14 protein-coding genes are annotated in these 12,951 nt (G+C 69.6%); 8 read left to right on the top strand and 6 right to left on the bottom strand.

Translation table 11 applies throughout. From position 1 onward, the window contains the following. Positions 1–176 precede the first annotated feature (176 nt). Complete coding sequence (locus tag OHS70_RS39205) at positions 177–527, top strand: hypothetical protein (RefSeq protein ID WP_443062777.1); 351 nt, start codon at positions 177–179, stop codon at positions 525–527. 204 nt (positions 528–731) lie between these two features. After that, positions 732–1,361, top strand: a complete 630-nt coding sequence (locus tag OHS70_RS34995; RefSeq protein WP_328404283.1) for a hypothetical protein — start codon at positions 732–734, stop codon at positions 1,359–1,361. 248 nt (positions 1,362–1,609) lie between these two features. Here OHS70_RS34995 and ppk2 read toward each other — a convergent pair whose 3' ends face one another. Continuing rightward, entirely contained in the window at positions 1,610–2,407 is a 798-nt protein-coding gene (gene ppk2, locus OHS70_RS34990) for a polyphosphate kinase 2 (RefSeq protein ID WP_328404281.1), read from the bottom strand. 53 nt (positions 2,408–2,460) lie between these two features. Between ppk2 and OHS70_RS34985 the strand changes: the two genes are divergently transcribed. Further along, complete coding sequence (locus OHS70_RS34985) at positions 2,461–4,842, top strand: phosphoketolase family protein (protein WP_328404279.1); 2,382 nt, start codon at positions 2,461–2,463, stop codon at positions 4,840–4,842. Positions 4,843–5,366: 524 nt separating this feature from the next. Here OHS70_RS34985 and OHS70_RS34980 read toward each other — a convergent pair. Then, positions 5,367–5,933, bottom strand: a complete 567-nt coding sequence (locus OHS70_RS34980; RefSeq protein WP_328404277.1) for a rhodanese-like domain-containing protein — start codon at positions 5,931–5,933, stop codon at positions 5,367–5,369. Between the two features lie 91 nt (positions 5,934–6,024). Here OHS70_RS34980 and OHS70_RS34975 point away from each other — a divergent pair, with 91 nt between their 5' ends. Next, on the top strand, positions 6,025–6,303 hold the full coding sequence (locus OHS70_RS34975) for a metal-sensitive transcriptional regulator (RefSeq protein ID WP_328404275.1): 279 nt from the start codon (positions 6,025–6,027) through the stop codon (positions 6,301–6,303). Positions 6,304–6,311: 8 nt separating this feature from the next. Here OHS70_RS34975 and OHS70_RS34970 read toward each other — a convergent pair whose 3' ends face one another. Continuing rightward, positions 6,312–6,860 (bottom strand): sulfite exporter TauE/SafE family protein, encoded by a 549-nt coding sequence (locus OHS70_RS34970; protein WP_328404273.1) that lies wholly within the window; start codon positions 6,858–6,860, stop codon positions 6,312–6,314. A gap of 13 nt (positions 6,861–6,873) precedes the next feature. Here OHS70_RS34970 and OHS70_RS34965 point away from each other — a divergent pair, with 13 nt between their 5' ends. From OHS70_RS34965 to OHS70_RS34955, 3 genes are all read left to right on the top strand, one after another. Then, positions 6,874–7,224, top strand: coding sequence for a DUF302 domain-containing protein (locus OHS70_RS34965; protein ID WP_328404271.1), 351 nt, complete (start codon positions 6,874–6,876; stop codon positions 7,222–7,224). A 290-nt stretch (positions 7,225–7,514) separates the two neighbouring features. Then, a complete protein-coding gene (locus tag OHS70_RS34960) occupies positions 7,515–7,661 on the top strand; it encodes a hypothetical protein (protein WP_328404269.1) in 147 nt (48 codons plus the stop codon). A 22-nt stretch (positions 7,662–7,683) separates the two neighbouring features. Beyond that, entirely contained in the window at positions 7,684–8,673 is a 990-nt protein-coding gene (locus OHS70_RS34955) for an Acg family FMN-binding oxidoreductase (RefSeq protein ID WP_328404267.1), read from the top strand. A gap of 496 nt (positions 8,674–9,169) precedes the next feature. On the opposite strand, the gene OHS70_RS34950 is transcribed toward OHS70_RS34955, so the two are convergent. After that, complete coding sequence (locus OHS70_RS34950; protein WP_328404265.1) at positions 9,170–9,856, bottom strand: STAS/SEC14 domain-containing protein; 687 nt, start codon at positions 9,854–9,856, stop codon at positions 9,170–9,172. A gap of 422 nt (positions 9,857–10,278) precedes the next feature. Between OHS70_RS34950 and OHS70_RS34945 the strand changes: the two genes are divergently transcribed. Beyond that, entirely contained in the window at positions 10,279–10,971 is a 693-nt protein-coding gene (locus OHS70_RS34945) for an OsmC family protein (RefSeq protein ID WP_328404263.1), read from the top strand. Positions 10,972–10,974: 3 nt separating this feature from the next. On the opposite strand, the gene OHS70_RS34940 is transcribed toward OHS70_RS34945, so the two are convergent. After that, positions 10,975–11,844 carry a CBS domain-containing protein gene (locus OHS70_RS34940; RefSeq protein ID WP_328404261.1) on the bottom strand — a complete coding sequence of 290 codons (870 nt, stop codon included), beginning with the start codon at positions 11,842–11,844 and terminating at the stop codon, positions 10,975–10,977. 58 nt (positions 11,845–11,902) lie between these two features. Continuing rightward, entirely contained in the window at positions 11,903–12,775 is an 873-nt protein-coding gene (locus OHS70_RS34935) for a universal stress protein (RefSeq protein WP_328404259.1), read from the bottom strand. Positions 12,776–12,951: the final 176 nt, after the last annotated feature.

Below are 12,951 nucleotides of genomic sequence, written 5' to 3'. Positions count from 1 at the left end.
GCCCCGTCCGCAATGACAAATCGCACCGCAACTTCATTTAAGCGGCTGGAAACTGAACCCGAAGCAGGCCGAGAACGTCTTGTTGCGACGGAGCCTGTAATGGGAGGCGGTCTGGAGCCCTATGTGGCTCTGGTGAGGCTCTTCGTTTCCGGTCGTTTCCGGTCGTTTCCGGGGAGATCGACGCACGCGAGTTCGAGTCCAGGTTCCGGGACCTCTTCCAGAACCTGCGGGACATTTCCGAAGAGGACTTCGCGGTGGTGAACGAACTCTTGTACGAGGTCGAGGACTACGTGTCCGACGAGACCGCGCGGGATCCCGGTGACGTGACGGAGGCCCAGCTGCTCGAGGGCGCTCGGGCCTCCTCACAGCGTGCCGTAAGTAGCGAGGGCGCCCGGACGTGGCCCGCACGAGCGATGGTGCTTTCCAGTGGTCGCCGCAACACGTGGTCGGTTGTCCGGGCCGCGAGCAGCTTGAGCAAGCGCTCGGCCGGGGTTTCCCGGCCGAGCGTTTGCGTGGGCGGCTGTTGAGTTCGGGGAAGACTTCCTGGAGGGGACTCGTCGGCCCCACCTTCGCGGCACCGTGACCGCTCGGGTACCCGAACGGCCCTGCAGTCAGTGCCGTCCGGCCTTCGTCGTGCGGCCCAACGACCCCAGCGGCTGCACCGCGGTGCCGGGACAGTGAGAGGCGTCAAGCACCGCCCCGACGTCCCCACCCTTGAAGGGATCACCAGCATGGCCGTGCACGAGCACCCTCAGGTTCCCCGTCGCCCGGGACTCCGCGTCCCGTCCCTGCGCGGGAACAGGACCGCAACCGCGTCCGCTTCCTTAGCGTCCGCCGATACGAAGGCCCCGCATACCTACGCCTTCGCGTCCCTGCGCCTGCTGACCGGGTTCGTCTTCCTGTGGGCGTTCCTCGACAAGACCTTCGGCTTCGGGTACTCCACCCCGTCCGGCAAGGGCTGGGTCGACGGCGGTTCCCCTGCCGAGGGCTTCCTCGGTCACGTCGCCGCCGGGCCGATGGAGTCCACCTTCCACTCCTGGGCGGGTGGCACCTGGGCGGACTGGCTTTTCATGCTCGGGCTCCTCGGCATCGGTCTTGCCCTTGTCGCAGGTATCGCGCTGCGCCTCGCCGCGGCGGCCGGCACCGTGATGATGGCTCTGATGTGGGTTGCGCAGTGGCCGCCGGCCCGGTACCTGTCCGACGGCTCCCCGAGCATGTCCACCAACCCGGTCGTGGAGTACCACGTCATCTACGCGGCCGTGCTGATCGCCCTCGCACTGGCCTCGGCCGGGGACACCTGGGGCATCGGCCGGATCTGGGCGAAGTTGCCGGTCGTACGCCGCAACGGCTGGCTGCGCTGACCCCGGCGCGGGCGGAGCAACGCAGGAAGGGCGGTCCACCGGTCCCACACCCGGACCGGCGACCGCCTCCCGCCGCCAATCGCGCCCCCGGTCCCGCCCCCATGCACCACGCCGCAGCCCCTGTCGCCGTCGTCCCGCACGACTGACCGGCTCCGGCGGGAGAGACGATCGCGCAGGCCCCAAGCCGCCCGTGTCGTCGGCATCATGCCGGGTCGTCGTACGCAGCGGGCGTGATCGGCAGGCCTCGCTCACAGGCTCGCCGCGTGGTCGGGGACATAGGTCTGCAGGTCACGCGGCGGGCGTACATAGCCGGTGGAGGGCGGCCTGGGCGGCAGTTCGAGGGTCGGCGGGGACACATCGGCGTAGGGGACGGAGGCGAGCAGATGAGCGATCATGTTGATCCGCGCCCTGCGCTTGTCGTCGCTCTCGACGACGTACCACGGCACCTCCGCGATGTCGGTGTGGACCAGCATCTCGTCCTTCGCCCGGGAGTACGCCTCCCAACGGGTGAGGGATTGGAGATCCATCGGGGAGAGCTTCCACCGCCGTACCGGGTCCTCCAGCCGCCGGCGGAACCGCTGCTCCTGCACGGCGTCGCTCACCGAGAACCAGTACTTGCGCAGCAGGATCCCGTCCTCGACCAGCATCCGCTCGAAGATCGGGCACTGGTGGAGGAACCGCTGGTGCTCCTCCATGGTGCAGAAGCCCATCACGTGCTCGACACCGGCCCGGTTGTACCAGCTCCGGTCGAACAGCGCGATTTCGCCTGCAGCGGGAAGATGTGCGATGTAACGCTGGAAGTACCACTGGGTGCGCTCGCGCTCGGTGGGCTTGGGCAGGGCCACGATCCGAGCGACCCGGGGGTTGAGATGCTCCGCGACCCGTTTGATGGTGCCGCCCTTGCCCGCCGCGTCCCTGCCCTCGAACACCACGACGAGCCGGGCGCCCTCGGCCTTGACCCACTCCTGGAGCTTCACCAGCTCCGTCTGCAGCCGCAGCAGCTCCTGCTCGTACTGCGCCCGCGGCAGCCTCTCGCGTTCCGACATGCCGCCTCCACGGTTCGACAACGATGCCCATCGACGACGTTACGGAGTCACCCATGCTCAAGGGCAAGCGCCAGAACAGCACCGTACTGAGCGACCAGGAGCTGCGCACCCTGGACGCCCACTGGCGGGCCGCCAACTATCTGGCGGCGGGCCAGATCTATCTGATGGCCAACCCAATGCTGACCGAGCCCCTGCGCCCCGAGCACATCAAGCCCCGGCTGCTCGGACACTGGGGCACCTCGCCGGGGCTCAACCTCGTCCACACCCACCTCAACCGCGTCATCAAGGCACGCGGCCAGGACGCCCTGTGCATCTGGGGTCCAGGGCACGGCGGACCGTCCGTGCTCGCCAATTCCTGGCTGGAGGGCAGCTACACCGCGACGTACCCCGACATCACCCGTGACAAGGCGGGCATGGAGCGTCTCTTCCGCCAGTTCTCGTTCCCCGGCGGAGTGCCCAGCCATGTCGCGCCGGAGACCCCGGGCTCCATCCACGAGGGCGGCGAGCTCGGCTACTGTCTCGCCCACGCGTACGGCGCCGCGTACGACAACCCTGACCTGCTGGTCGCCTGTGTCATCGGCGACGGAGAGGCCGAGACCGGGCCGCTCGCCGCCTCCTGGCACTCCAACAAGTTCCTCGACCCGGTGCACGACGGAGCGGTGCTGCCCATCCTGCACCTCAACGGCTACAAGATCGCCAACCCTACCGTTCTGTCCCGGCTGCCCGAGTCCGAACTCGACGAACTGCTGCGCGGCTACGGCCACGAGCCGATCCATGTCACCGGCGACGACCCGCTCCAGGTCCACCGGGCCATGGCCGAGGCGCTCGACCGGGCGCTGGACCGCATCGGGCAGGTCCAGCGCGCCGCCCGCGAGGACGGCGTGAGCGAGCGCCCGCACTGGCCTGTCATCGTGCTCCGTACGCCGAAGGGCTGGACCGGACCCGCCGAAGTCGACGGCCAACCGGTGGAAGGAACCTGGCGCGCGCACCAGGTGCCGCTGTCCGGCGTGCGCGAGAACCCCGAGCATCTGCGGCAGTTGGAGGCATGGCTGCGCTCGTACCGGCCCCAGGAGCTGTTCGACACCGACGGCCGGCCCCGCGAGCAGGTACTCGCGTGCGTGCCCGAGGGCGACCGGCGGCTCGGCGCCACTCCGCATGCCAACGGCGGCCTGCTGGTGCGGGAACTGCCGATCCCGTCCCTCGACCGCTTTGCCGTACCCGTCGACAAGCCGGGCGCCACGATGCACGAACCCACCCGGGTCCTGGGCTCGCTCCTCGAACAGATCATGGAGGCCACGCAGACCCGCCGCGACTTCAGGGTGGTCGGCCCCGACGAGACCGACTCCAACCGGCTGGGGGCCGTCTTCGGCGCCACCGGCAAGGCATGGCAGGCCGAGGTCCTGCCGACGGACCTGCATCTGTCCCGGCACGGCCGGGTCATGGAGATCCTCTCCGAACACCTCTGCCAGGGCTGGCTGGAGGGCTATCTCCTCACTGGACGCCACGGACTGTTCTCCTGCTACGAGGCCTTCGTCCACATCGTCGACTCCATGGTCAACCAGCACATCAAGTGGCTCAAGACCTCCCGGGCCCTGACGTGGCGCGCCCCCATCGCCTCCCTCAACTACCTGCTCACCTCACACGTCTGGCGCCAGGACCACAACGGCTTCTCGCATCAGGACCCCGGCTTCGTCGACCACGTGCTCAACAAGAGCCCCGAGGTCGTACGGGTCTACCTCCCGCCGGACGCCAACACCCTCCTGGCCGTCGCCGACCACGTCCTGCGCAGCCGCGACTACGTCAACGTGATCGTCGCGGGAAAGCAGCCCTGCTTCGACTGGCTGACCCTGGACGAGGCCCGGGTGCACTGCGCACGCGGCGCCGGGATCTGGGACTGGGCCGGCACGGAGAACGGAGGCCAACCGGACGTGGTCCTCGCCTGCGCCGGAGATGTGCCCACCCAGGAGGTGCTGGCCGCGGCCCAGCTGCTCCGCCGTCATCTGCCGGACCTGGCCGTCCGGGTCGTCAACGTCGTCGACATCGCCCGGCTGATGCCGCGCGAGGAACACCCGCACGGGATGAGCGACTTCGAGTACGACGGACTGTTCACCCGCGACAAGCCCGTCATCTTCGCCTACCACGGCTACCCGTGGCTGATCCACCGTCTCGCCTACCGCCGCACCGGCCACGTCAACCTCCATGTCCGCGGCTACAAGGAGAGGGGTACCACCACGACCCCCTTCGACATGGTCGTCAGCAACGACATGGACCGCTACCGCCTGGTCATGGACGTCATCGACCGCGTCCCCGGCCTCGCCGTCCGCGCCGCCGCCGTCCGCCAGCGCATGGCCGACACCCGCACCCGACACCACGCGTGGATCCGCGAACACGGCACCGACCTGCCCGAGGTCGCCGACTGGACCTGGACCGACTGAAACCCACCACCTCGACTCATCAGCCGGGAAAGGGCAGCCACAGTGAAGTCCCGCAGAGGCAGCACCGCCTGCACACCCACCATCGTGGAGTCGGGCCCTGAAGCAGTGCACGCTTCAGGGCCCGGCGGGCACGCGCCGCCGGGGACGGTGGCAAACGCGCGCCGCCAGGATGAACGACCCACCGGGCAGATGGTCACCCGCCCGCTCCCTGACAGACGGGCGAGCCATCACCGCCCACGGATGATGGCCCGCTCCGAGGTCACCGCCCTGCCACGGCGGCATTGCCGTGAAGGCCCACAGGCCGAGAATGACCCCGCCGGCTGCGTCCTGGACGAGCGCTGCCGGCCGGCGGCAGGAGACTGCTACTCCATGGGGTCCATGCTCTGGCCACCCCTACGGCTCTCCTGCTCCATCTGCTCCTGCGGTCTGCTTGTGGGTGCACACACGCTCCAGCAGGGCCTTTCGTCGCCGTGACCACCGACGCAGGTCCTGCGTGGGCGCGGGCGGCTGCCGCAGTAGGCGGGTTACCGTCCGAGGGTTTCGAGCGTGGCGTTGAGGTCGGTGGTGCGGGGCTGGTTGTGGGGCAGTTTGGCCAGCAGGGCGGCCATGCCGCAGGTGTTGGTGGCGGCGGAGAAGACCAGGCCGCCTCCGATGGCGGCGGACAGCCAGCGGGCGGGCCGGTAGCGGGTACCGAGCGCGAGGCCGGCCATGACGAGGGCTCCGGCGGCGAGGCGAACCTGGCGTTCCATGGGCCAGGCGGCCTTGGCCGTCTCGTCACGCTGGACGGGGTGGCCCTGGCCGGTCCAGGCGGTGGTGCCACCGGTGAGAGTGGTGGCGGGAATGTCGGCGGCGGCGAGCTGTTCGCAGGCGGTGGCGGAGCGGTTGCCGGAAGCGCAGACCATCAGCAGCTCACCGCGGGCGGCTGCTGCCTCGAGGGCGGGCAGGGCGGCGTGGAGGTGGCCGAGAGGGATGTTGTGGGCGCCGGGAATGTGGCCTGCGGCGTATTCGCCGGGGGTACGCACGTCGACGATGGTGTAGCGCGGCAGGCGCTCGGCAGCCTGGGCGGGGTGGATGGCGGCGGGGGTGCTCATGCGGATGGGGTTCCCTTTCGCTTTCTTCGTCCGGGGCTGGGCGTCCCGAATGGACTAGAATACCCTAGGGGGTATCTATGGAGGAGGAAGCGTGGAGCTCGACATGGCGGCCGATGAGCTGAAAGGCGTGCTCAACCGATTGCGGCGGGCGCAGGGGCAGATCGCCGGAATCATCAGGATGATCGAGGACGGCCGGGACTGCGAGGAAGTGATCACGCAGCTCGCGGCGGTCTCCCGGGCGCTGGACCGGGCCGGGTTCGCGATCATCGCGACGGGGTTGCAGCACTGCATGGCTGACGGGGAGCAGGCGGCCGGGGACCGGGAGCAGATGCGGGCGAGGCTGGAGAAGCTGTTCCTGTCGCTGGCCTGAGCTGCAGATCATCTGACGGCGTCGGCGAGCATGAAGGCGGCCACGGCCAGCAGTACAAGGGCAAACAGGCGTTGCAGGCGGGGGCCGGATACCTTTGCGGTGAGGCGTTTGCCGTCCCAGGCGCCCAGGATCGCGGTTGCGGTGAACGGCCCGATGACCGCCCAGTCCAGGGAGACGGCGGCGCCGGAGCGGGTGGCCGGCGAAGCCAGGGAGTGGGCGGAGACGACCAGAAGGCTGGTGCCGACGGCGGCCTGCATCTCGAAGGCCAGGACGGTGACCAGGGCGGGGACGGCGAGGAAGCCTCCTCCCACTCCTAGCAGCCCGGTCAGTGCACCCAGCCCCGCTCCGGTCCCCGCCGCCTTCCCCGGCCGCACCGCGCGGCCATCGGCCATTGCTGTGGCGGGGGCAGGTCGAAGCATCCGGGTCGCAGCCAAGGCGGCAGTGGCGGCGAACGCGATGGTGAGGACGGCCTGGGGCAGCCGGGCGGCGGCGGCTCCGGCCAGGGCCGTGGGCAGGATGCCGGCGGCGGCGAATGCCGCTCCCGCTTTCCAGCGCACGTGTTTGGCCCGCGTGTGCGTACAGGGCGGTCAGGGAGGTGGCGGTGACGATGAGCAGGCTTGCGGTGGTGGCCGCGGCGGGGGTGAAGCCGAGCAGGTAGATCAGCGCCGGCACCGCCAGGACACTTCCGCCTCCGCCGAGCGCGCCGAGCGCCCTCTGGAAGCCGACCGCTCCATCGGCCTGCTCCTGCCCTGCAACGTCGTCGTCCGCCGCGAGAGCGATCATGTCCCCGTCCAGGCTCTGGACCCCGACACCGTGGTCGCCCTCACCGGCCTCGACGCCATGAAGCCTGTAGCCGCGGAAGCCACCGCCCGCCTCGATGCCGCCCTGAGCGCCCTGGCCCCGGCCGCAGGAGGGCGCTGACAGCCCGTCGGCGCCCGGGTCACGGCCGCCCCGGCATCAGACAACGCCGGGCCGCACTCCGGCCCGGTCACCTACGACTGGGAGATCTGGCAGCCCCCTGCCAAGTGACACCTGGACGCTCCCCCTGGTCTTCAGCTACACGCCCTCGATCGACCCCGACCTCGAGCTGGAGGTGGGCAGGGAATCGAGCCGGATCCTCGGCGATCTGCTGCTGCCATGGCGACACAAGTGTCCCGGGGTGACAGTGGTGGAGAAGTCCGTCATCGGTCCGGCGGCGACACAGCTGCTGCATGAGCCGGCAGCGGTTGACGCAGGTCTGGTGGTCGTCGCGAGACACATCGGGAAGTCGCACCTGGGCCCGCGCATCGGTGACCATCACCCACGCGGTGATGCACCACTCCACCACGCCGGTGGCCGTGGTCGTCGCCCACCACTGACCTGTTTCTGCAGGAGGTTCCCGTGTCTTCACGCCCGCCTGACACGGCAACGGTGGCGGAAGTGGTGGAGGACGCCACGACCGCTCCGTCGATGCACAACGCACAGCCGTGGAGTTTCCGCTTCCTACGCGACAGCGGAGTCCTGCAGCTGCGCGGCGATCCCTCGCGCACCATGCCAGTGGAGGACCCCACGAATCGTGCGCTTCACCTCGGATGCGGCGCCGCCCTGCTCAATCTGCGCGTGGCGGCGACGCATGCCGGCTGGTCGGCGGTCACCAGCCTGCTCCCCGATCCGGCAGACCCCTGGCTGTTCGCCTCGGTGGACCTCTCCGGGCCCCCTGGAGCCGACGAGGAGCTGGCTCTCCTCCACCCCGCCGTCCGCCGCCGCCACACCAGCCGCTTCCCGTTCACCGATGAGGAGATCCCGGAAGCCCTCATGGACGGGCTGCGGGGTGCCGCTCTGCTGGAAGGGGCGAGATTGACCTTCCCCCACGCCTGGCACGTGAAGTCGTTGCTCGATCTGGTGCACGACGCCGAAGGACGTGAGGCGCTCACCCCCGAGGTCCGCGAGGAAGTGGCCCGCTGGACGCAGACCGCCGAGGGAAGTGACGCTACGCGGCCGGAGGGAATTCCTGCCGAGGCGTTCGGTCCCCGTCAGTGGGGCGCGAACGCGCCGGTACGGGATTTCGCAGGACGCCGAGCTGTACCCGGGCGCGAAACTGCCAAGTTCGAGAAGTGGCCCCGTCTCGCGCTGCTGGGCACGTCCACCGACCATCCGATGGACTGGCTCCGGGCAGGTCAGGCCATGGAACGCGTCCTGCTCCAGGCAACCCAGGACGGATTGGTCGCGTCCCTGACCTCCCAGGCACTGGAGTGGCCCGAACTCCGCTGGGCCGTCAGGGACCCGAGCTCGGCGGTGGGCTACGTGCACATGGTGATCCGCCTGGGATACGGGCCTGTCGGTCCGGCCACTCCCCGCCGGCCGGTGGGTGAGGTTCTCGACGTCGTATGACGCCGACCGCCTACGTTGCGGCTTCCGGCGAGCCGTACGGCGGCCCGGAGCGGGTCGTTGATCTGGTCGTGGCAAGTCGGAAGCAGCCAGTCCTGAACGAGGCCGGCAAGACAACCGCGTCCGCGGGCCATGCGGATCTACGGGACGGACTGCGTCGTGCACCGGCGCGCAGCGAGGCCGCGTTCGCGCGCCGTCTGGGCGTTGTGGCTGCGCGCGGCCAGCGTGACGAGGTTCTTGTCTCACCGATGAGGGCAGACGCACACAACGGGGACATTGTCGCAGTGGTTGATTCGGCACGGTGAACCGCGATGATTCCGGCACCGGTCGGCAAAGCCGCCGACTGAATGGACGACCTCCGCTATGAGCGGACGGACTACCGAGGTGCGCGGGTCGGCGATCCCGTGACGCCTCCCACGGCGCTCCTCGCATGAGACCAGCCCGGCAAAAGCCCTGGCGATCCCACCGCGACCGCCGACCTGCCTTCATGGCTGCCGCGTCAACCCGCGTCGGCCGGATGATCCGGAGGGCTCGCCGACCATGCAACGGCATCTTCGAGTTCGTCGTAACCGAACCGCCGCACTTCGGCCTGCACGAAGTGGTTCGCAACGTGAGGCATCAGGCCGGCGAGCTTGCTGTCGGCCGCCAGCGCGACCTTCCTGACCTTCCGGTGGTGGTCGCGGACGAAACTCAGATGCCGGAGCAGGCTCCCGACGTTCTCCCAGCCGGGAAACTCTCGAGCACGGACCACGACGCCGGCCAACTCTTCGTGTGTTTCGAGCCAGCTGTCCGCGGTCAGCGAAAGGACATCGAAGTCCTGGGCGTGCAAGGGCTGTTCGACCTCGACCACGACGACATGGGACTCGGGCAGGAGTCGGTGGGAAATTCCGGGACCTTCGGGCAGCGAACTCAACCAGCAGAGGGCCTCGTCGCGTTCCTGGTTGCCGAAGACGCGTACCGGGCAGGGCATCAGAAAGCTCGTGAGCCGAGTCGACTGACGGATCCAGTCGATGTCGCTGACGACCGCGCAGCCTTCGAACAGCCGCAGGGAGGCAATCCCGATCTTGAGGTCTTCCCAACGGCCCCGGGTGTGAACGACCGGAACTCCGGGCCGAACTCGTACAGGAACCGGATACGGCGACAGAAAGGACCGGCCGGCGCGGCCTTGATCCGCACGCGTCCACACCGGCGCGGAACTGGTCGTTACGCCGAGGCCGTCGCCGCCAAGCGGACCAAGCTCACTGGCCGCTCTCCCGAAGCCGGGGGCAGCCGCGTGAGCGGAGCCCTCATCGCTCGACAGCGAAGGTCTCGCAAGAGCCGTGCCGCGAAACTGAGAGGAAGCACCTGGCGCGCGCCGGCGCAGGGCCCATCAGCCCCCTGGTCGGGCCCGGTCGGCCCTGTCCGCGGCGGCCCTCGAATGCCACGCTCGGAGTCACCAAGCATCTACAGCGGGAAGGAACGGTCAGACGCACCGGGCCGTTGGTGGCGAGGTAGTCCACGCGGCGGCCGTCATGAGACGCGACACCCCAGGCCGCCGAGCGTCGGACTCGAGGTGCGCTGACGCCCGCAGGACGAGGCAAGAACCAACGAGTCCGGATGGTGGCAGTCGTGTCCGAGAAGCAGTCGGTTACGCAGGCGGAAACAGTGCACACAGGCTGTGGCCGAACGATCAGCGTCTCCAGGTTCGTGTCCGAGGGGCTCCCTGCCGAGATGGGGCGCGTGGTCCTCGATACCGTGCGCGAGCCGTATGACAGCAGTGAGGTCTGGGCTTCCCTGACGCCTGAAGAGGCCAGACGGATAGCCGGACTTCTGCTGTTCCAGGCCGAAGCGGTCGATCCCCCGCCAGCGGGCAGGGCGGGACACGCGGAGGTCACCCCGATCTCCGGCGATGCCTATGAAGTCACGATGCGAGGCCACGTACTGACGGTTGACCAGCCTGTCCCGGACGGTGGTCATGACACGGCGCCGACGCCGGTGGAACTGTTCGTGGCGGCTGTGACGTCGTGCGTCGCGCACTACGCCGGGCGGTTCCTCGACCGCCACGGCATTGCGCGCAAGGGGCTCCGTGTCGCCTGCGACTACACGATGGCTTCAGAACCCCCGCCGCGCGTCGCTTCGCTGAACATCTGTGTCGACGTCCCCGAGTTGCCACCGTCCCGTGCCGCGGCCATGCAAGCGGTGATCTCACACTGCACCGTCAAGAACACGCTCGAGGCCCCGCCCGAGATCACCATCACGCTGAGCGGGCACCGGGACCCCGAGTCTGCCGCACGGGAGTCGGGGGTCGGCCTCACGCGGTGACACTCACGCACCGCTCAGGTGGTCGATCACTGCGGTCACGTCGTCGAGAGCCTTGATCTGCGCAAGGCGCCGTGGCACATCGGCCTCCGCCATGTGGCCACTGAGGTCGACCACGCCGTTTCGTACGGTGACCTCCACGGCGCTCGGGGCGGCGGCCGGGAAGTGTTCGGCGAGGATCCTGGACTCGATCTCCTCTCGGATTTCGGCGTCATCACGTATCAGGGCGTTGAGCAGGGCGTTCCTGTGCACTACACCGAGGAGGCGCCCGTCGTGGTCCGTCACCGCCAAACGCTTGAGACGGGACAGGGACACCAACCAGGCCGCTTCGGCGACCGTTTGGCCGGGGTACACAGTGACGGCCGGCGTGGTCATCAGCGTCTCGGCGGTCTCGCCGCGTGCCTTGTCGTGCAGCCGCCGTTCCCTCAACCGTCCGAGCGCGCTCGGACGGTGCTCCGACGCCTCGACGGCGGCTTTGGCCAGCAGATCGGACTCCGACACCACACCCAGCACATGTCGCTCGGCGTCGACCACCGGAAGGCACCCGACGTGTTCACGGGTCAGGTGCCGGGCCACGTCCACGAACGGCACGTCTCCGCGCACCGATGCGCCCGGTACGTCCATGACCTCACGGACCAGCAGGGGCGGGGGTTCAGCGCCGGCTGCGTGTGCCGAGGCCTTGCGCGCCAGCTCGGCGGGCGCCGTCCCTGAGGCCGTGGGGCGCGGCGCCGCAACCTGTTTCGCGGAAACCGAGGCTACCGCGCCGAGGTAGCGCAGCAGCAGTTCCTCGCGCCGGGGCTCGTCAGCCCTCAGCCCCTTGCCCGGTACCGCGCGGCGGGCTTCGGCTCCTGCCGCGAAGTTCTCGCGCTCAGTCACGATGGGCTCCTCACTCCGGCCGAGTGGGCTTACTCTCCTGGTCTCCCGCTGCCAGTTCTCAGCGGTCCTCGTAGGCCGATGGGGGCACGGTGGCCACCGGGCAGACGGCCCTGTGCAGCAGACCGTGCGGAACGGAGCCGAGCCACATGCCGGTGAAGCCCTCCCGGCCACGGCGGCCGACGACCACGGCGAGGGCATGCTCGGCGGCCTTCGCCAGCGCCTCGACCGGGTGCCCCCGCAGCACCGTATGGCTCAGCGGCACGTCCCGGTAGGCAGCGGATCGCCCCGCGGTTGCTTCGTGCAGCTGCCGGTGGCACGACTCGAGCGCGGCCTGCTCGTCGAGGAATCCCAGCAGCGGGCGTTGCCACGCCCACACCGCGCGTACCGAGGCACCGCGCGAGGCGGCGGCTTCCAGGGCATGGTCCAGGGCAGCGTCGGCCGACGGGCTCCCGTCCACCCCGACCACGAGGTACGGCGGCTCCTCCACCGTGCGCTCGGTGTCCGGCACCACGACCACCGGACAGGCGGCGTTCGCACTCACCGGTACGGCCGTTGAGGCGGCGCTGAGCACCTCCGCCAGCCGGCCCAGCCGACGCGAGCCGAGAACCACCAGCCCCGCGTGCGCGGACTGTCGCACCAGCGCCTGCGCCGGATTGGCGTCCGTGATGAACGTCGTCACCTCAAGATCAGGCTGCCGTTCATGGGAGCGAGCCATGGCCTTGTCGAGTGCCTCGTCACCCAGCTGCCGCAAGGCCTTGTGATGGGCGGTCTCCTCGACGCCGCGCACGTGATGGGTCACCGGCAGCACCGCGTGGACCAACTGCAGTGGCACCCCGCGGCGGGCGGCCTCGTCGATCGCCCAGTCCAGGGCGGCATTCCGGTTTACGGCGTCGACGCCGAAGACGATCGGGAGTACACGGGTAGGTGCCATAGCTCCTCCGCCGGTCTGCATCCCAGGTGGCGGCAGCCATCGGCTGCGGCCGGCTCATATCAACACGCTACGCCGGGGAGTTCAGCGCGGCAGGGCCGAGTGGTCCCCTCTTCGCGGAGCCGTTCGCCCGTGAATCGGCGAGCCTGGGGACCTTCGGCCCCCGATGCTGCCCGTTC

Origin of the sequence: Streptomyces sp. NBC_00390, from assembly GCF_036057275.1 — a bacterium.
GTDB lineage: Bacteria > Actinomycetota > Actinomycetes > Streptomycetales > Streptomycetaceae > Streptomyces.
Note: the sequence above shows the minus strand (reverse complement) of the source record. Positions and strands in the feature narration are given on the sequence as shown.